The 18,242-nt window shown below is 71.5% G+C and carries 19 protein-coding genes; 4 read left to right on the top strand and 15 right to left on the bottom strand.

Features of this window, described 5'->3' with window-relative positions; all coding sequences use genetic code 11:
- Nucleotides 1–26 precede the first annotated feature (26 nt).
- On the top strand, nt 27–632 hold the full coding sequence (gene mug, locus ABZV00_RS29815; protein ID WP_355612184.1) for a G/U mismatch-specific DNA glycosylase: 606 nt from the start codon (nt 27–29) through the stop codon (nt 630–632).
- 24 nt (nt 633–656) lie between these two features.
- On the opposite strand, the gene ABZV00_RS29810 is transcribed toward mug, so the two are convergent.
- From ABZV00_RS29810 to ABZV00_RS29800, 3 genes are all read right to left on the bottom strand, one after another.
- Entirely contained in the window at nt 657–2,633 is a 1,977-nt protein-coding gene (locus tag ABZV00_RS29810; protein ID WP_355612230.1) for an ABC transporter ATP-binding protein, read from the bottom strand.
- Nucleotides 2,634–2,746: 113 nt separating this feature from the next.
- Complete coding sequence (locus ABZV00_RS29805) at nt 2,747–3,514, bottom strand: enoyl-CoA hydratase/isomerase family protein (RefSeq protein WP_355612182.1); 768 nt, start codon at nt 3,512–3,514, stop codon at nt 2,747–2,749.
- Between the two features lie 46 nt (nt 3,515–3,560).
- Nucleotides 3,561–3,788 (bottom strand): helix-turn-helix domain-containing protein, encoded by a 228-nt coding sequence (locus ABZV00_RS29800; protein ID WP_007462679.1) that lies wholly within the window; start codon nt 3,786–3,788, stop codon nt 3,561–3,563.
- A gap of 219 nt (nt 3,789–4,007) precedes the next feature.
- On the opposite strand from ABZV00_RS29800, the gene ABZV00_RS29795 reads away from it, so the two are divergent.
- Nucleotides 4,008–4,607 carry a cadmium resistance transporter gene (locus ABZV00_RS29795; protein WP_355612179.1) on the top strand — a complete coding sequence of 200 codons (600 nt, stop codon included), beginning with the start codon at nt 4,008–4,010 and terminating at the stop codon, nt 4,605–4,607.
- 45 nt (nt 4,608–4,652) lie between these two features.
- Here ABZV00_RS29795 and ABZV00_RS29790 read toward each other — a convergent pair whose 3' ends face one another.
- Nucleotides 4,653–6,257 (bottom strand): ABC-F family ATP-binding cassette domain-containing protein, encoded by a 1,605-nt coding sequence (locus ABZV00_RS29790; RefSeq protein ID WP_328418733.1) that lies wholly within the window; start codon nt 6,255–6,257, stop codon nt 4,653–4,655.
- A gap of 262 nt (nt 6,258–6,519) precedes the next feature.
- Between ABZV00_RS29790 and ABZV00_RS29785 the strand changes: the two genes are divergently transcribed.
- Nucleotides 6,520–7,440: a neutral zinc metallopeptidase gene (locus tag ABZV00_RS29785; RefSeq protein ID WP_355612176.1), complete on the top strand. Its 921-nt coding sequence runs from the start codon at nt 6,520–6,522 to the stop codon at nt 7,438–7,440.
- Nucleotides 7,441–7,556: 116 nt separating this feature from the next.
- Here ABZV00_RS29785 and ABZV00_RS29780 read toward each other — a convergent pair whose 3' ends face one another.
- The 11 genes from ABZV00_RS29780 to ABZV00_RS29730 all read right to left on the bottom strand — a co-directional run bounded on the left by ABZV00_RS29780 (nt 7,557) and on the right by ABZV00_RS29730 (nt 16,771).
- Nucleotides 7,557–8,210, bottom strand: a complete 654-nt coding sequence (locus tag ABZV00_RS29780) for an acVLRF1 family peptidyl-tRNA hydrolase (RefSeq protein WP_355612173.1) — start codon at nt 8,208–8,210, stop codon at nt 7,557–7,559.
- A 52-nt stretch (nt 8,211–8,262) separates the two neighbouring features.
- On the bottom strand, nt 8,263–8,895 hold the full coding sequence (locus ABZV00_RS29775) for a LysE family transporter (protein WP_355612170.1): 633 nt from the start codon (nt 8,893–8,895) through the stop codon (nt 8,263–8,265).
- A gap of 311 nt (nt 8,896–9,206) precedes the next feature.
- Nucleotides 9,207–9,806 (bottom strand): TIGR03086 family metal-binding protein, encoded by a 600-nt coding sequence (locus ABZV00_RS29770; protein ID WP_355612167.1) that lies wholly within the window; start codon nt 9,804–9,806, stop codon nt 9,207–9,209.
- A gap of 207 nt (nt 9,807–10,013) precedes the next feature.
- Nucleotides 10,014–10,490 carry a metal-sulfur cluster assembly factor gene (locus ABZV00_RS29765; protein ID WP_355612164.1) on the bottom strand — a complete coding sequence of 159 codons (477 nt, stop codon included), beginning with the start codon at nt 10,488–10,490 and terminating at the stop codon, nt 10,014–10,016.
- Complete coding sequence (gene sufU / locus ABZV00_RS29760) at nt 10,487–10,960, bottom strand: Fe-S cluster assembly sulfur transfer protein SufU (RefSeq protein ID WP_328418739.1); 474 nt, start codon at nt 10,958–10,960, stop codon at nt 10,487–10,489. Before sufU ends, ABZV00_RS29765 begins: the two co-directional genes overlap by 4 nt.
- Nucleotides 10,960–12,264, bottom strand: a complete 1,305-nt coding sequence (locus tag ABZV00_RS29755) for a cysteine desulfurase (RefSeq protein WP_328418740.1) — start codon at nt 12,262–12,264, stop codon at nt 10,960–10,962. Before ABZV00_RS29755 ends, sufU begins: the two co-directional genes overlap by 1 nt.
- A 20-nt stretch (nt 12,265–12,284) precedes the next feature.
- A complete protein-coding gene (sufC, locus tag ABZV00_RS29750; RefSeq protein WP_328418741.1) occupies nt 12,285–13,058 on the bottom strand; it encodes a Fe-S cluster assembly ATPase SufC in 774 nt (257 codons plus the stop codon).
- Complete coding sequence (locus tag ABZV00_RS29745) at nt 13,058–13,384, bottom strand: non-heme iron oxygenase ferredoxin subunit (RefSeq protein WP_328418742.1); 327 nt, start codon at nt 13,382–13,384, stop codon at nt 13,058–13,060. The genes sufC and ABZV00_RS29745 overlap by 1 nt, the downstream gene beginning before the upstream one ends.
- Nucleotides 13,384–14,526 carry a Fe-S cluster assembly protein SufD gene (gene sufD, locus ABZV00_RS29740; protein ID WP_355612159.1) on the bottom strand — a complete coding sequence of 381 codons (1,143 nt, stop codon included), beginning with the start codon at nt 14,524–14,526 and terminating at the stop codon, nt 13,384–13,386. The genes ABZV00_RS29745 and sufD overlap by 1 nt, the downstream gene beginning before the upstream one ends.
- Nucleotides 14,527–14,621: 95 nt before the next feature.
- Entirely contained in the window at nt 14,622–16,052 is a 1,431-nt protein-coding gene (sufB, locus tag ABZV00_RS29735; protein WP_007462707.1) for a Fe-S cluster assembly protein SufB, read from the bottom strand.
- Nucleotides 16,049–16,771 carry an ArsR family transcriptional regulator gene (locus ABZV00_RS29730; protein WP_355612227.1) on the bottom strand — a complete coding sequence of 241 codons (723 nt, stop codon included), beginning with the start codon at nt 16,769–16,771 and terminating at the stop codon, nt 16,049–16,051. The genes sufB and ABZV00_RS29730 overlap by 4 nt, the downstream gene beginning before the upstream one ends.
- Before the next feature lie 176 nt (nt 16,772–16,947).
- Here ABZV00_RS29730 and ABZV00_RS29725 point away from each other — a divergent pair, with 176 nt between their 5' ends.
- Complete coding sequence (locus ABZV00_RS29725) at nt 16,948–17,913, top strand: COX15/CtaA family protein (protein WP_355612156.1); 966 nt, start codon at nt 16,948–16,950, stop codon at nt 17,911–17,913.
- Nucleotides 17,914–18,242: the final 329 nt, after the last annotated feature.

The following is an 18,242-nucleotide window of genomic DNA, read 5'->3' as shown; positions in this document are numbered from 1 at the left end:
CCGACGCCGCCCGAGAAGCCCGTGCGGTGACGCCCGGCCCGGACCGGCGAGCCAGCGACGTTGCCGGACATCCCCGGCCGACGCGGGCGGAGCTGGCCGCTGCTGCGGACCGGACCATCCCCGATGTGCTCGCGCCGGGCCTGGCGGTGCTCTTCGTCGGCATCAACCCGGGCCTCTGGTCGGCCGCCACGGGCTGGCACTTCGCCCGGCCCGGCAACCGGTTCTGGCCGGCGCTGCACCGAGGCGGGTTCACCCCCCGGCTGCTGCACCCGAGCGAGCAGGACGAGCTACCCGCCCTCGGCCTCGGCATCACCAACATGGCCGCCCGGGCCAGCGCCCGTGCCGACGAACTGACCACCGAGGAGTTGCTCGACGGGGCTCGGCTGCTGACCGCCGCCGTGGCCCGGTACCGGCCGCGCTGGGTGGCGGTGGTGGGGGTGACCGCGTACCGGATCGGTTTCGGTCGGCCGAAGGCCACCTTCGGGCCACAGCCGGAGCCGCTGGCCGGGGCGCGGCTGTGGGTGCTGCCCAACCCGAGCGGCCTGAACGCGCACTTCACGCCGGTCACCCTGGGCGCCGCGTTCGCTGAGCTACGCGTCGCGACCGGCCTGCCGGACCGCCGCCCGGGCTGAGTCGGTGGCGCTGCGGCGGGTAGGTCAGTTGGCCGCGGCCGGTGGCAGCGCCTCGTCGGCGATGTAGGTGCCCAGCGGCATGACCACCGGCTCGGGGCCGGTCGCATCCACGTACGGGGTGGGCGAGTCGGCGACCGCGAACTGGGTCCGGTACAGCTCGGCGTAGAGCCCGCCGACCGCCACCAACTCGTCGTGCCGTCCTCGCTCGACGATCCGCCCGCCGTCCAGGACCAGGATCTGGTCGGCGTCGCGGACCGTGGAGAGCCGGTGCGCGATCACCAGCGCCGTCCGCCCGGCCAGCGCCACCGACAGCGCCCGCTGCACCGCCGCCTCACTCTCCGAGTCGAGGTGCGCGGTCGCCTCGTCGAGGATCACGATCGACGGGGCCTTGAGCAGCAGCCGGGCGATGGCGATGCGCTGCTTCTCGCCGCCGGAGAACCGGTAGCCGCGCTCCCCCACCGTGGTGTCCAAGCCGTCGGGCAGCGACCGGACCAGGTCGGCGACCTGAGCGCCGGCCAGCGCGGCCCAGATCTCGTCGTCGGTGGCGTCCGGCTTGGCGTAGCGCAGGTTCTCGGCGATCGTCTCGTGGAACAGGTGCGAATCCTGGGTGACCACGCCGATCTCGTCGCGCAGGGAGGCGAGCGTCGCGTCGCGCACGTCCACCCCGCCGACCAGCACCTGCCCGTCGGTGACGTCGTAGATCCGGGAGATCAGCATGGACAGCGTCGACTTGCCGGCGCCGGACGGGCCGACCAGGGCGACCATCTGGCCCGGCTCGACGCTGAACGAGACACCCTTGAGCACCGGCTCGTTGACGGTCCGATCGAGCGTGGCGACCTCTTCCAGCGAGGCGAGGGAGATCTCGGCGGCGCTCGGGTAGCGGAACCGCACGTCCCGGAAGTCGACCCGGCCGGTGCCCCGGGGCACCGGCACCGCGTCGGGCTTCTCCACGATGCCCGGCTTGAGGTCGAGCACCTCGAAGACCCGGTCGAAGGAGACCAGCGCGCTCATCACGTCCACCCGGACGTTGGAGAGCGCGGTGAGCGGGCCGTACAGGCGGGTGAGCAGCAGCGCGAGGGTCACCACCGTGCCCGCCGTGACGCCGCCGGTCACCGCGAGCCACCCGCCGAGGCCGTAGGTGAGGGCCTGGGCCAGCGAGGCGACCAGCAGCATCGCCACGAAGAAGGTGCGCGAGTACATGGCGGACTGGATGCCGATGTCCCGTACCCGCTCGGCCCGGCCGGCGAACCGGCTGGCCTCGATCTCGGGCTGGCCGAAGAGCTTCACCAGCAGCGCGCCGGCCACCCCGAACCGCTCGGTCATGGTCGCGTTCATCTTGGCGTCGAGGTTGTACGACTCGCGGGTGATGTCGGCCAGCCGGCGGCCGACGCGGCGGGCCGGGATGATGAAGATCGGCAGCAGCACCAGCGAGAGCGCGGTGATCTGCCAGGAGAGGGTGAACATCACCGCGGCGGTGAGCACCAGTTGGATGACGTTGCTGACCACGCCGGACAGGGTGGAGGTGAACGCCCGCTGGGCGCCGAGCACGTCGTTGTTGAGCCGGCTGACCAGCGCGCCGGTCTGGGTGCGGGTGAAGAACTGCAACGGCATCCGCTGCACGTGGTTGTAGACCCGGGTGCGCAGGTTGAGGATGATGCCCTCGCCGATGCGGGCCGAATACCACCGCTGGGCCAGTGAGAGCAGCGCGTCGGCGACCGCCAGGCCGGCGATGAACAGGGCCAGCCGGATCACCAGCCGGCCAGCCTCGGTGCCGCCCCGGTTGATCGCGTTGATCACGTCACCGGCGAGCACCGGGGTGGCCACGCCGATGATGGCGGCCAGCACCACGGTGGCCAGGAAGACGCCGATGTCGCGCCGGTAGGGGTGGGCGAAGGCCACGATCCGCCGGGCCACCCCGTGCTTCAGCCGGTGGGTGGAGACCTCGTCGCGGTTGCGCATCGACCGGAGCATGCTCCACCCCGCCATGCCACCGCCGGACATCGGGTTGGACACCGCTCACCTCCGGGTTGTCGGGCAGACCGCACCGTCAGGTCAATTCTCCCGACGACTCTGACAACCTCGGTCGTAACCCGGATCTTCCCGAATGGTCCTTACTATTCTCCCCGGCCGGCGAGGTCACGCAGCCGGCGGGTCTGCGCCTCCCGCTCGGCGCGCTGCTGGTCGGCATGCGACCGCCCGGACGCGCCGGCGATCAACGCCTTGATCTCCACCACGGCGTCGCGGGCACCGGCGAGCAGGCCGGCGGTCAGGTCACGGACCGCACCGTCCAACTCGGCGGGTGGTACGACCAGATTGGCCAGCCCGATCCGGTCCGCCTCGGCGGCGTCCAGCCGACGGCCGGTCGCGCAGATCTCCAGCGCCCGGGCATAGCCCACAAGCTCGACGAGGCGCTTGGTGCCGGCCAGGTCGGGCACCAGGCCAAGGGTCACCTCGGCCATCGACAGCTTCGCGTCGGCGGCCAGGACCCGCAGATCACAGGCGAGCGCGAGCTGGAAACCAGCGCCGATGGCGTGGCCGTGCACGGCCGCCACGGAAATGATGTCCGGCCGGTGCAGCCAGGTGAAGGCAGCCTGGAACTCGGCGATGTGGTCAGCGCAGTCCTGCTCGGGCAGCGTGGCCAACTCGGCGAAGGACCCCGGGCCGGAAGCGCCGGCCACCGCGAGGTCGAGGCCGGCGGAGAACGCACGCCCCTCACCCCGGACCACCACCACCCGCACGTCGCCGGGCAGGTCGCGGGAGAACTCGCTCATCGCGCGCCACATGGCGGGCGTCTGAGCGTTGAGCACGTCGGGCCGGCACAACGTCACCGTGGCAACCGGCCCGTCGCAGCTCAGCCGGACCCCGGTCGCCTCGGCGGTCACCGGGCGGCCCGGGGTGCGGCGCTGGTCGACGACGCTGGGGGGCAGGTCACGCCTTCTTGCGGCGCCGGGCGCCGCCGCGCTGGCGCAGTTGCACCCCGGACTCGGTGAGCACTCGGTGGATGAACCCGTAGGAACGGCCCGTCGAGGCCGCCAGGGCGCGGATGCTCTCCCCCGAGGTGTACCGCTTTACCAGGTCCTTGGCGAGCGTCTGACGCTCGGCTCCGACGATCCGGCGACCCTTCTCAGTGCTGGTGGCTGTGCCAGTGGCTGCCATGCTGTGTCCTCACGTCCCAGACTGTGCGGTTCGGATACGGTCCCACCTATTAGACCGCCTCGGACGATCATGCGCCAGATATCAACTCTTCGCCAACCGACACGCTATGCAATGTCAGCTTCCCGATAGCGTGATGCTGGCAACCGGCCCCGTCACACCGGCCGGGCGTACCAACGCGGCCGCTCGGCAGCGCCCGTCGACGACCCGTACCCTGCGGTCGTGATCGACCTGTTGGGCACGGCGGCCGGGGCGGCCGTGGTCTTCGCCGCCACCGACATCGACGACATCGTCATCCTGACCCTGTTCTTCGTCACCGCCCGCCGCACCGGCCGACCGCGGCCATGGCAGATCGTCGCCGGGCAGTACCTCGGCATCGGGACGCTGGCGGTGGCCAGCGCGGTGGTCGCCGCCGGCCTGCTGGTGGTGCCCGACCCGTGGACCGGGCTGCTCGGGCTGCTGCCGATCGCGCTCGGGGTCCGCGCCCTCGTGCGGCGCGACGACGACGAGGCACCCGCCGTGGTGGCCTCCACGCTCGGGGTGGCCGGGGTGACGATCGCGAACGGCGCCGACAACGTGGCCGTCTACGTACCCGTGTTCCGGGCCCTCGGCCCCGCCGACAGCGCGGTCTTCCTGCTGGTCTTCGTGCTGCTCATCGCGGTGTGGTGCGCCGGCGGAGCCTGGCTGGGCGGGCACCGGAGGGTGGTCCGGCTGGTCGAGCGCGCGGGCCACTGGCTGGTGCCGGCGCTCTTCGTCGGCATTGGGGTGGTGATCCTGGTCAGCTCCGGCGTACTCGGCCGGCTGGTCGACCAGCTCGGCTGAGAACGGCCCGGTCGGACCGCCCGCAGGGCACGTCGACCGGGGCGGTCAGGCCAGCTCGACCAGCTCGAGCAGGTCGTCGCTCCAGGCGTCCTCGTCGCCGTCGGGCAGCAGGATGGCGCGGTCCGGCTTGAGCGCAAGCACCGCCCCCGGGTCGTGGGTGACCAGCACGATCGCGCCCGGGTAGTTGGCGATCGCGTCGAGCACCTGCTCCCGGCTGACCGGGTCGAGGTTGTTCGTCGGCTCGTCGAGCAGCAGCACGTTGGCACCGGAGCAGACCAGGGTCGACAGGGCCAGCCGGGTCTTCTCGCCGCCGGAGAGCACCCCCGCCGGCTTGTTCACGTCGTCGCCGGAGAAGAGGAACGCGCCGAGAATCTTGCGCAGGTCGGTGTCGGACTGCTCAACGGCGGCGGCGCGCATGTTCTCCAGTACCGTCCGCTGCACGTCCAGCGTCTCGTGCTCCTGGGCGTAGTAGCCCAGCCGCAGCCCGTGCCCGGCGTGCACCTCGCCGGTGTCCGGCGTGAGCAGCCCACCGAGCATCCGCAGCAGCGTCGTCTTGCCGGCGCCGTTGAGCCCGAGGATGGCCACGCGGGAGCCGCGGTCCACCGCCACGTTGACGTCGGTGAAGATCTCCAGCGAGCCGTACGACTTGGACAGGCCGGTCGCGGTCAGCGGGGTCTTGCCGCACGGCGCGGGGTTGGGGAAGCGCACCTTGGCCACCCGGTCGGAGACCCGCACCTCCTCCAGGCCGGAGATCAGCTTCTCGGCCCGGCGGGCCATGTTCTGCGCGGCGACTGTCTTGGTGGCCTTGGCCCGCATCTTGTCGGCCTGCGCCATCAACGCGCCGGCCTTCTTCTCCGCGTTGGCCCGCTCCCGGCGGCGGCGCCGCTCGTCGGTCTCGCGCGCCTCCAGGTACGCCTTCCAGCCCAGGTTGTACACGTCGACCACGGAACGGGTGGCGTCCAGGAACCAGACCTTGTTGACCACCGACTCCAGCAGTGCGCCATCGTGGGAGATCACGATCAGACCGCCCTTGTGGTTGGCGAGGAAGCCGCGCAGCCAGGTGATCGAGTCGGCGTCGAGGTGGTTGGTCGGCTCGTCGAGCAGCAGGATGCCGCCGCCGTTCTCACCGGCGTCGCGGAACAGGATCCGGGCCAGCTCGATGCGCCGGCGCTGACCGCCGGAGAGGGTGCCGATGGTCTGTGCGAGCGCGCGGTCCGGCAGGCCGAGGTTGGCGCAGATCCGGGCGGCCTCGGCCTCGGCGGCGTACCCGCCCAGGGCGGCGAACTGGTCCTCCAACGCGCCGTAGCGACGGACCAGTTTCTCGTCGGTGTCCTCGGCGAGCTGGGCCTCGAGCTGCTGCATCTGGGCCATCAGCACGTCCAGGCCGCGGGCGGAGAGCACCCGGTCGCGGCCGGTCGCCTGCAGGTCGCCGGTACGCGGGTCCTGCGGCAGGTAGCCGATGGCGCTGCGCTGGTCGATCTGCCCGGCGTACGGCTGCCCCTCACCGGCGAGCACCTTCAGCGTGGTGGTCTTGCCGGCACCGTTGCGGCCGACGAGACCGATCCGGTCACCGGGCTGCACCCGCAGGGTGGTGTCGGACAGCAGGATCCGTGAGCCGGCACGGAGTTCCAGGCCGGTGGCAGTGATCATTTCTTCGGGCTCGCTCTCGGGGAGTGGAAGGCTGACTCGGGGCACGCGAAACGGCCGGCGGGCCCAGTGGCCCGGCGGCGCGGGGCGGTTCAGCCTTCGCAGCGCAGCACCTGACAAGTGTACCGGGCGCTCCCGGGCGGCCCGCCGCGATTACCACTCAAGATCATCGGGTACCGGAACGGTTGTCCGGACCCGGTCCGGCATTGAGGCGACACGGCGACATCGAAACGACACTGACGGACATACGGCGATCGGGGTCAGCATGGAACTCAACGAGCGGGCCGAACTCGACACCTCCCAGGTCAACGACCGGGGCCGAGGCGGCGGGGCAGGCGGCGGACTCGGCATTCCGCTGCCCGGCGGCGGTGGTCGCGGCGGGCTGATCGGCATCGTGGTGGCCGTGCTGGTCGCCCTGCTGGGCGGCGGGTTCGGCCTGAACGCGATGACCAACGGCGACGAGGGCGGGCAGGCCGGCGGCACCGACCTGGAGCAGCTGTGCTCGCGCGACAACCCCCAGCGCTTCGACGACGCCCGCTGCCGCAACCTGCTCTTCGTCAACAGCATCCAGGCCTACTGGCAGCAGGCGTACCCGGAGCTGGGCAACGGGAAGTACGAGCCGACCGACACCAACTTCTTCCAGGCCGCCGTGAACACCGGCTGCGGGCAGGCCGACTCGGGTGTCGGCCCGTTCTACTGCCCGGCCGACCGGCAGGTGTACATCGACCTGAGCTTCTACGACGAGCTGGCGTCCCGGTTCGGCGCCAAGGGCGAGTTCGCCCAGCCCTACGTGCTCGCCCACGAGTACGGACACCACATCCAGAACCTGCTCGGCACCAACGAGCGGGCCGGCCAGGGTGACCAGAGCGGCCCCCGCTCCGCCTCCGTACGGCTGGAGTTGCAGGCCGACTGCTACGCCGGCGCCTGGGCCAAGCACGCCACCGAGAGCAAGGACAAGACCGGCCAGGAACCGCTGTTCAAGTCGATCACCCCGACCGACATCAGCGAGGCTGTGCAGGCCGCCGAGGCGATTGGCGACGACAGCATCCAGGAACGCTCCGGTGGGCAGGTCAACCCGGACCAGTTCACCCACGGCACCTCCGCGCAGCGGCAGCGCTGGTTCCAGCAGGGCTTCGACCGTGGTGACCCGAAGACCTGCGACACCTTCGGCACCGACCAGCTCTGACCTCCCCTCCCCTCCCCCGACGAGGTCTCCGCCCGGCGGGGGGGGTGGGGCGGGGGGCCGGGGCTCGCCAGGAACCCGGCCTTTCCCTCTCTCAGCACCACCGTCGACCGCTGAGGTCAGTCGGGTGCCGGGTCGCGCAGCCGGATCCGCACCGCACGGGCCGCAGCCACCGCAGCGACGAGCACCGCGTGTCGAGGCTCCGGAACGTCGAGCAACCGCTCGGCCCGCAGCGGCACGAGCGGGGCCAACCGCCGATCGGCCAGCACCAAGTCCACCGCCCGCCGGTCACCACCGCAGACCACCGCGGTCAGCGCCGCCGCCTCCGGCAACAGCAGCCGTACGGCCAGCTCCGCCGCATCACCCAGCGCCGCCTTGGCCTGGTTGTCGCGCCGCCGGGCGAACCGCTGCTGTGACCATCCCCCCGCGGCGGTGCGCCCCTGCACGTACCGGGTGTCCACCTTGGAGACGACGAGGTCGGCGCCCTCGGCCACACCGACGGCCGCCGCGCCCTTGCGGGCCAGGAGCAGGCCGATCCGGCGGGGCGCGACGGCGGCGGCAACGAACCCGGCGACGTCGCCGCTGGCCGGCGACCCGGGCGGGGCGTACAGCTCGGCGGTGGTCCCGTCGGGGGCGGTGAGCAGCAGACCGTACTCCCGCGCGGTGATGGTGTGCGGGCCGTGCCGGTCGGCGAAGCCCTCCACCCAGCGGCCGACGCGGGCCGGGTCGACCTCCACCCACCGGCCTCCCCCGGCTGCGGGTCGACTGGTCACCGCCCGACGGTACGGCACGACGAGGCAGATCGGGCGGTCAGGCGGGGACCGCTCAGCCCGGCAGCAGCGCGACCACCGCCAGCGCGGCGATCAGCGCGCTGGAGACCAGGCCGGTGACCAGCCGCCCGCGCGGGCTGCTCAGCGCCCGGCCGACCACGGTGCCACCGCCAGCGATGAGCATCTGCCAACTCGCCGACGCCAGGAACACGCCCGCCACGAAGAGCGCCGCGTCGCCCGTCTCCGCGTCGGCGGTGTCCCGACGACCGAGCACCAGCGCGGTGAAGTACAGCACCGTCGCCGGGTTCAGCAGGGTCAGCCCGAGCAACGCCGCGTAGGCCCGCCCGGGAGTGCTCATACCCCGACCGACGGGTGCCGTCGGGGTCTGCCGCGAGCGATGGGCGGACCAGGTCCGCCACAGGCCATGCGCGGCGAGACCCAGCAGGACGACGGCCGCGACCACCCGCAGCGGCCCGGCGACCGGCGCGATGACCCCGGCCAGGCCGGCGCCACCGAGCGCCGCGACCGCCGCATAGAGCCCGTCGGCCGTCGCCACCGCGAGCGCCGCGGCCGCGCCGACCCGAAACGAGGTACGAGCACTCAGGCCCAGGATGAGGATCGCGATCGCGCCGACGGGAATGGCGACGCCGTAGCCGGCCACCAGACCGGCCAGGAACGCCCCGCTCACGGACGTCGGTGTCGGGCCGAGGCTCGTCGCCGGACCGGCCGCTGTCGACGCACGGCAGTCGCCGCACGAACAAGGACCTGCATCGGGTACGCCTCAGTCACACGCGCATCCTGCGCGCCGAAGCCACACCCCCGCCACCGGATTTCCGCGCCCCGCGCCCCGCGCCCGACGCCCGACGCCCGACGCCCGACGCCCGACGCCCGACGCCCGAGATCGTGCTCGATCCAGGAAGTAGTGGGCTCACCAACTGGCGGCAGGCACTCTTTCCGGGATCGAGCACGATCATGGGGCTGACTGGGCCGCCAGGCCGATCAGGGCTTTCCGACGGGCCAGTGGGGGTGGCGACCGAGGTAGGAGAGCAGGACGCTGACCTCGTCGGCCTCCGGACCGGGGTCGATCGCCGGGTCGTACGCGCCATAGGCCCGCAGCGGCTCGACGATCTGCCGAGCGACCACCAGCAGGGGACGGGCCAGTTCGTCGCCGAGCGGGGACGGCTGGCCGGTGGCCGTCGCGATGTCCCAGGCGTGCACCGCCGCGTCGAGGGCGCACGCGACGGCACCAACCTGGGCAGGCAGCTTGCCCTGGGGCAGCGGCGTGGGCACCTGCGGGTCGTCGTCGGCGACACCCGCCCAGGCTCGGGCGGACGCGTCGAGGGCGGCGCGTAGGCCGACCAGCTTGTCGCCGTCGATCCGACCGGAGGGTGCGAACGGGTCCTCTGCCGGCCCCGGCCCGCCGACGATCGCCGCCGCGTAGGCGATCTGGTCGCCGGTCGCGTGCTGAAGCACCTGGGTGACCGTCCACCGCTCGCACGGGGTGGGCCGATCCCAGGCGTCGGCCGGGACCCCCTCGACGGCCGTCCGGAGCGCCTTGTACGCCTCGTCGAGCACGGTCCGCCACTGTCCAGCTGCCATCTCGCTCATCGTCCTGACCCCTCCGCCGACCCCGTCAAACGGGCGACTCCGCTCGCTTTCGGAGCGGAATGTTCCGCTCCGTTGCTCTGGGATCAGCTTAGCAGACCGGAACGATCCGTTCCACTATTTGGTTCGCGCTGGTCCACAACGCATCGAGCGCGGCACCCAAACGGGCGCCGCGCTCGACGAAGGTGGAACGGAGTCGGGTCAGACGTTGAAGCCGAGGGAACGGAGCTGGTCCCGACCCTCGTCGGTGATCTTGTCCGGGCCCCACGGCGGGAGCCAGACCCAGTTGATCCGGATGTCGTTGACCAGACCGCCGCCGGGGCCGGTGGTCAGCGCCTGCCGGGCCTGGTCCTCGATCACGTCGGTCAACGGGCAGGCCGCCGAGGTGAGCGTCATGTCCAGGGTCGCGACGTTCTCGTCGTCGACGTGCACGCCGTACACCAGGCCCAGGTCGACCACGTTGATGCCGAGCTCCGGGTCGACGACGTCCTTCATCGCCTCCTCGATGTCGGCGATCATGGCCTTGCTGACGCCGGTCGCCGGAGTGGCGGCGTCGCCGGCACCCTGCGTCGCGGCGTCGGTCGTCGCGGCGGCGTCGGTCGTCACGGCGTCGGTCTGCGGCGTCGCGGTGGCGTCACCGGCCTCCGGCGTCGCTGCGGTAGCGGTGTTCTCGCTCATGCCTTCACCTCCGGGCTCGCGCCCACCCCGGCGCGTGCCGCGGCGTCCTTGAACGCCATCCACGGCAGCAGCGCACACTTGACCCGAGCGGGGTAGCGGGCAACGCCCGCGAAAGCCACCCCGTCACCGAGCACGTCCTCATCCGGCGTGACCTGGCCACGGCCGGACATCAACTCGACGAACGCCTGGTGTACCGCGAACGCCTCCCCCGCACCCCGACCGCGCAGCAACTCGTGCAGCACGCTCGCCGAGGCCTGGCTGATCGAGCAGCCCATCCCGTCGTACGAGATGTCGTGCAGCACGGCGCCGTCGGTGGCCACCCGGACGGTGACCTCGTCGCCGCAGGTCGGGTTGACGTGGTGCGCCTCCGCGACCTGGTCGCCCGAGTCTTCGGCAGCGCGCAGGCCACGCCCGTGCGGGTGCTTGTAGTGGTCCAGGATGATCTCCTGGTAGAGCTGGTCGAGCTGCATCAGTCGAACACCTTCCGCACCTGCTCCAGACCGGCCACCAGAGCGTCGATCTCCTCCGTGGTGGTGTAGAGGTAGAACGAGGCCCGGGTCGTGGCCGGGACGCCGAACCGGTTGCACACCGGCTTGGCACAGTGGTGGCCCACCCGCACCTGCACGCCGAGCGAGTCGAGCACCTGACCCACGTCGTGCGGGTGCACGTCACCCAGCGCGAACGAGATGGTGCCGCCCCGGCCCACCGGCACGGTCGGGCCGAAGATCCGCAGGTCACGCACCGAGTCGAGGGCCTCCAGCGCGTACGCCGTCAGCTCCTTCTCGTGCCACTGGATGGCCTGCATCCCGATCCCGGTGAGGTAGTCCACCGCCGCGCCGAGCGCGACCGCCTCGGCGATCGGCGGGGTGCCCGCCTCGAACCGGGCCGGCGGCGCGGCGAACGTCGACCGGGCCATGGTGACCGTCTCGATCATCGAGCCGCCGCCGAACACCGGCGGCATCGCCGCCAGCAGTTCGCCCCGGCCCCAGAGCACACCGATGCCGGTCGGGCCGCACATCTTGTGCCCGGTGAAGACGATGTAGTCGGCATCGAGGTCGACCACGTCGATGGGCAGGTGCGGCACCGACTGCGAGCAGTCCAGCAGCAGCAGCGCGCCCACCTCACGGACCCGCGCGGTGATCCGGGAGGTGGCGTTGATCGTGCCGAGGATGTTCGACATGTGCACCAGCGAGACGATCTTCGTCCGCTCGTTGACCAGGTCGTTCAGGCCGGACTCGTCGAGCCGGCCGCCGTCGGTGACCGGGAACCAGCGCAGGGTCGCGCCGGTCCGCTCGCAGAGCAACTGCCACGGGACGATGTTCGAGTGGTGCTCCATCTCGGAGATCACCACCTCGTCGCCCGGGCCCAGCCGGAACCGCGGGTCGGCGTCCGCACGCAGCGAGGCGTTGGAGAACGCGTACGCCACGATGTTGATCGCCTCGGTGGAGTTCTTGGTGAACACCACCTCGTCGGGGCTCGGCGCGTTGATGAACGCGGCGATCTTCGCCCGCGCCCCCTCGTACGCCTCGGTGGCCTCGGTGCCCAGGGTGTGCACCGAGCGCGACACGTTGGCGTTGTGCAGGGCGTAGTGCTCCCCGAGCACGTCGAGCACCTGCCGGGGTTTGTGCGAGGTGTTGGCGCTGTCGAGGTAGACCAGCGGGTGCCCGTTGATCTCCCGGTCCAGGATCGGGAAGTCGGCGCGCACCCGGGCCACGTCGAAACGCGGCACGTCGTCGTACTGCGGCATCCCGGACGGGATCGCGATGCTGGTCATCTCGGCAGCGCCTCTCTCGCTCAGGCCCGGGCCGTGCCGGCCCCGGCGGCGTACCGCTCGTAGCCCTCGGCCTCAAGCTTGTCGGCCAGCTCCGGGCCGCCCTGCTCGACGATCCGGCCGGCCACGAAGACGTGCACGAAGTCCGGCTTGATGTAGCGCAGGATCCGCGTGTAGTGGGTGATCAGCAGCATGCCGGTGTCGCCGTTGTCGCGGACCCGGTTGACGCCCTCGCTGACCACGCGCAGCGCGTCCACGTCGAGGCCGGAGTCGGTCTCGTCGAGGATGGCGATCTTCGGCTTGAGCAGCTCCAGCTGGACGATCTCGTGGCGCTTCTTCTCACCGCCGGAGAAGCCCTCGTTGACGTTGCGCTGGGCGAACGCCGGGTCCATCTGGAGGCGCTCCATGGCGCCGCGCAGCTCGCCGCCCCAGGTGCGCAGCTTCGGCGCCTCACCGTCGATGGCGGTCTTCGCGGTACGCAGGAAGTTCGCCACCGAGACGCCGGGCACCTCGACCGGGTACTGCATGGCCAGGAAGAGGCCGGCGCGGGCCCGCTCGTCGACGGACATGGCCAGCACGTCCTCGCCATCGAGGGTCACCGAACCGCCGGTGATCTCGTACTTGGGGTGACCGGCGATCGAGTACGCCAGGGTCGACTTGCCGGAGCCGTTCGGGCCCATGATCGCGTGGGTCTCACCGGAGCGGACGGTCAGGTCGACACCGGCCAGGATCGGCTTGAGCTCACCCTCGGGCAGCTTGACCGACACCTTCAGGTCGCGGATCTCCAGGGTGCTCATTATCGGGTCACTCCATTACTCGGCGTCAGGCTGAGGTAGATGTCGCCGTCGCGGACGTCGACGGGGTAGACGGGTACGGGTTCGGTAGCCGGCAGCCCGGTGGGCTGCCCGGTGCGCAGGTCGAAGCGCGAGCCGTGCAGCCAGCACTCGAGCGTGCAGCCGTCGACCTCACCCTCGGAGAGGGCGACCGAGGCGTGCGAGCACTCGTCGTAGGCGGCGTAGAACTCGCCATCCTCGCCGTGCACCAGCGCGATCGGGGTGCCGTCGACGTCCGCGCTGATCGCGGTCCCCTTCGGCACGTCCTCGGTGGAACAGATCCGGATCATCAGGCGCCGGCCTTGGTCAGCCGGGCCTCGATCGCGTCGCCGAGGCGCTCGCGCAGCGGCTCCACCGGGATCTTGTTGATCAGCTCGGCGAAGAAGCCGCGGACCACCAGGCGGCGGGCCTCGCCCTCCGGAATGCCCCGGGCCATCAGGTAGAACAACTGCTCGTCGTCGAAGCGGCCGGTCGCGCTGGCGTGGCCGGCGCCGGCGATCTCGCCGGTCTCGATCTCCAGATTGGGTACGGAGTCTGCCCGCGCGCCGTCGGTGAGCAGCAGGTTCCGGTTGATCTCGTACGTGTCGGTGCCGGTCGCCTCGGCCCGGATCAGCACGTCGCCCACCCAGACGGTGTGCGCGTCCTCGCCCTGCAGAGCGCCCCGGTAGCCGACGTAGCTGCGGCAGTCCGGCACGCTGTGGTCAATCAACTGCCGGTGCTCCAGGTGCTGGCCGGAGTCGGCGAAGTAGACGCCGTACAGCTCCGCCTCGCCGCCGCGGCCGGTGTACTCCACCGAGGTGAACTGCCGGACCAGGTCACCACCGAGGCTGACCTGGACGTGCGTCACCCGGGCGTCCCGACCCAGCTTGATCTTGAGGTGCTGCGCCTGCACCGCGTCGGCCGCCCAGTCGGCCACGGTGACCAGGGTCAGCTTCGCCCCGTCGGCCACGGAGACCTCGACGTTGTCGGCCAGGGTCGCCGAGCCGACGTGCTCCAGCACCAGGGTCATCTCAGCGAACCGGCCCACCTCGACGAAGGTGTGCCCGAAGGCCAGACCCTCGGCACCGTCGCCGACCACCCGCACGCTCACCGGCGAACCCACCACGACGTCGCTGGCCACCGTGAGCAGCAGCGCCTGGCCGGCACCGCCGTACGCGAGCGCGCTGATCCGGTCGACCGGGGTGAGCACGCTGCCCACCCGCGGATCGTCCATGCCGATCCGCTCGACGGCCACGCCCTCGGGCAGGTCGCCGTACTCGTGCCGGACCGTGCCGGTGGGGCCCTGCGGCTCACCGGCGAGGCCGCGCAGCCGCTTGAGCGGGGTGAAACGCCACTCCTCCTCCAGGCCGGTGAGGGCCGGGAAGTCGGCGACGTCGTACGAGCGCAGCGCCTGCGACTTGGTGCTGGGCGGCGCGGAAGCCTGGGTAGTCATTTCTTCCTTGGTCTGTTCTGCGGTTAATCGGAGGGTCGGTCGGGCTGGTCGAGGCGCGGCGGGTCGAGGCCGACGCGAGAGTCAGCCGGCCGGCGTCAGCCGACCGCGCCCTCCATCTGGAGTTCGATCAGCCGGTTGAGCTCCAGGGCGTACTCCATCGGGAGCTCCTTGGCGATCGGCTCGATGAAGCCGCGCACGATCATGGCCATCGCCTCGTCCTCGCTCAGGCCCCGGCTCATCAGGTAGAAGAGCTGGTCGTCACTGATCTTGGAGACGGTCGCCTCGTGCCCCATCGACACGTCGTCCTCACGGATGTCGACGTACGGGTAGGTGTCCGAGCGGGAGATGGTGTCGACCAACAGCGCGTCGCACTTGACCGTGCTCCGGCTGTGGTGCGAACCCTCCAGCACCTGCACCAGACCACGGTACGAGGTACGGCCGCCGCCCCGGGCGATCGACTTGGAGATGATGGTGGAGGAGGTGTGCGGCGCGGCGTGCACCATCTTGGCGCCGGCGTCCTGGTGCTGGCCCTCGCCGGCCATCGCCACCGAGAGCACCTCGCCCTTGGCGTGCTCGCCGGTCATGTAGACCGCCGGGTACTTCATGGTGACCTTGGAGCCGATGTTGCCGTCGACCCACTCCATGGTCGCGCCCTCGTGGCAGACGGCGCGCTTGGTGACCAGGTTGTAGACGTTGTTCGACCAGTTCTGGATGGTCGTGTAGCGGCAGCGCGCGTTCTTCTTGACGATGATCTCCACGACCGCGCTGTGCAGCGAGTCGGAGGAGTAGAGCGGCGCGGTGCAGCCCTCGACGTAGTGCACGTACGCACCCTCGTCGACGATGATCAGCGTCCGCTCGAACTGGCCCATGTTCTCCGTGTTGATCCGGAAGTAGGCCTGCAGCGGGATCTCCACGTGCACACCCTTCGGCACGTAGATGAACGAGCCACCGGACCACACGGAGGTGTTCAGGGCGGCGAACTTGTTGTCGCCGACCGGGATCACCGTGCCGAAGTACTCCTTGAAGACGTCCTCGTGCTCGCGCAGCGCGGTGTCGGTGTCCAGGAAGAGGACGCCCTGCTCCTCAAGGTCCTCACGGATCTTGTGGTAGACGACCTCGGACTCGTACTGCGCCGCGACGCCGGCGACCAGCCGCTGCTTCTCCGCCTCCGGGATGCCCAGCCGGTCGTACGTGTTCTTGATGTCCTCGGGCAGGTCCTCCCAGCTGGTGGCCTGCTTCTCGGTGGACCGCACGAAGTACTTGATGTTGTCGAAGTCGATCCCGGTGAGGTCCGCGCCCCAGGCCGGCATCGGCTTGCGGCCGAACAGCCGGAGACCCTTCAGACGCAGGTCGAGCATCCACGCCGGCTCGTTCTTCTTGGCCGAGATGTCCCGCACCACCGCCTCGTTGATGCCGCGCTGGGCAACCGCCCCGGCGGCGTCCGGGTCGGACCAGCCGTACTCGTAGCGACCCAGGGCGGCAAGCTGCTCTTCCTGGGTCAGGGGCTGGACGATCTGCTCGGTCATTTATCTGTCCTCACAGTGGTGACGGGATTACTGGATTGGGCGCGTACCTGCTGGGCTGGAATGTGCGTGGTGCACACCCCGTCGCCGTGCGCGATGGTGGCCAGGCGCTGCACGTGGGTGCCGACCAGACGGGAGATCACCGCGGTCTCGGCCTCGCACAGCTGGGGAAACTCGCCGGCCACGTGCGCCACCGGGCAGTGGTGCTGGCAGAGCTGGCCGCCGGAGGCGATCGTGGTGGCGTTGGCAGCGTAACCCTCGGCGGTGAGCGCGTCGGCGAGTGCCTCCGCCCGCGCGAGGGGGTCGTCGCCGGCGTCCTCCATGGCGGCCTGACAGCGGGACTCCAGGGCGGCCACCTGCTCGGTGGCGAACGCCTCGACCGCCTCGGAGCCGCCGCTGCGGGCGATCCAGCGCAGCGCGGCGGTGGCCATGTTGTCGTAGTGATGGGTGCCACAGCGGACCCGGGCCGCCTCGGTCAGCAGGAACACCTTGGCCGGGCGCCCCCGCCCGCGGCTGCCCTGCACGGTCTGCTCCCGGGCGAACACGTCACCCTCGGCGAGCATCGCGTCGAGGTGCCGGCGGATCGCCGCCGGGCTGAGCCCGAGCGCCGAACCGAGCTGCGCGGCGGTGGTGGCCCCCCGCTCCAGCAGCAGCTGGGTGACCCGGTCCCGGGTGGAGACCTCGGTCGCCGCAGCGCCGCCGAGCGCGGCCGACGTGGTCACGACAAGCGCGGACGCGGACGCACCGACGGCCGGAGAGGCCGTCGGCTGCTGCCCGGAGAGCGCCGCCGTGTTTTTCACAACGCCAACGTTACGTAATTACTCGGAGGGTCGCAAACCCGGGCCCCGGTGATCCGAACCACCGAGCCGACGGAGTCGGACAAACCTCGATCACTACGGTGCGTAGGATTTGCGCCGTGAACCGATTCGCCCGTCCGGTCTCCGGCACCCTGCTGCGTAGCCTCGCGCTCACCTCGATCATCGCGAACGTGGGCATCGTCGTCACCGGCGGGGCCGTCCGGTTGACCGCCTCGGGCCTCGGCTGTCCCACCTGGCCCCGGTGCACCGACGCGTCGTACGTCGCCACGTCCGAGATGGGCCTGCACGGGGTGATCGAGTTCGGCAACCGGATGCTGACCTTCGCGGTGGGCCTGATCGCGCTGGCCACCCTGCTGGCCGTGCTGGCGCACCGGCCGCGCCGGCCCGGGCTGCTGCCGCTGGCCGTCGCGGTCTTCCTGGGCATTCCCGCCCAGGCGGTGGTCGGTGGCATCACCGTGCTCACCAATCTGAACCCGTGGGTGGTCGGGCTGCACTTCCTGGCCTCGATGGCGGTGATCGCCGCCGCGTACGCCCTCTGGCGGCGGGTGGCCGAGCCTGACGGCCCGACGGTGGCCGTGGTGCCGGCGCCGCTGCGCGCGCTGGCCCGGGTCACCACCGGCGTGAGCGTCGCGGTGCTGGTCATCGGCACCTGGGTCACCGGCAGCGGCCCGCACGCCGGCGACCAGGGCGCTGCCCGCAATGGGCTGGACCCGGAGTCGATCTCCCAGGTGCACGCCGACAGCGTCTTCCTGCTGCTCGGCCTCTCGGTAGCGCTGATCTTCGCGTTCCGCGCGGTCGGCGCACGGCGGGCCACCCGGGCCGCGGTCGTCCTGCTCGCGGTGGAGCTGGGCCAGGGCCTGATCGGCTTCGTGCAGTACTTCACCCACGTGCCGGCGGTGCTGGTCGGCGCGCACATGCTCGGCTCCTGCCTGGTGCTGCTCGCCACCCTCTCGGTGCAGTGGTCCACCCGCGAACGCCGCCCGGTCGCCCCCGCGCCCCAGGCAACCACCCCCGCCGAAGCAGAAGCCGTCCCGGTCACCGCCTGACCTCGCGCGGCCCCGCGCCCCGCGCCCCGCGCCCCGCGCCCCGCGCCCCGCGCCCCGCGCCCCGCGCCCCGCGCCCCGCGCCCCGCGCCCCGCGCCCCGCGCCCCGCGCCAAGATCGTGCTCGATCCTGGATGTAGGGGCTTCGGACACGCGGGATGCCACTAGATCCAGGATGTTGCGCGATCTGGACGGCCGAGGTCCCCCTCCGCGACCCGTGCCGACTCAAGATCCGCGCAACTTCAGGGAAAGTGTGGGGTCGCGACGCGCTGAGGCCACAACTTCACTGAACTTGCGCGGCTCTTGGAAGCGGCGGACACCACCGGGCGGGCC

It is taken from the genome of Micromonospora sp. NPDC005173 (genome assembly GCF_040608515.1).
Taxonomy (GTDB): Bacteria; Actinomycetota; Actinomycetes; order Mycobacteriales; family Micromonosporaceae; genus Micromonospora.
Note: the sequence above shows the minus strand (reverse complement) of the source record. Positions and strands in the feature narration are given on the sequence as shown.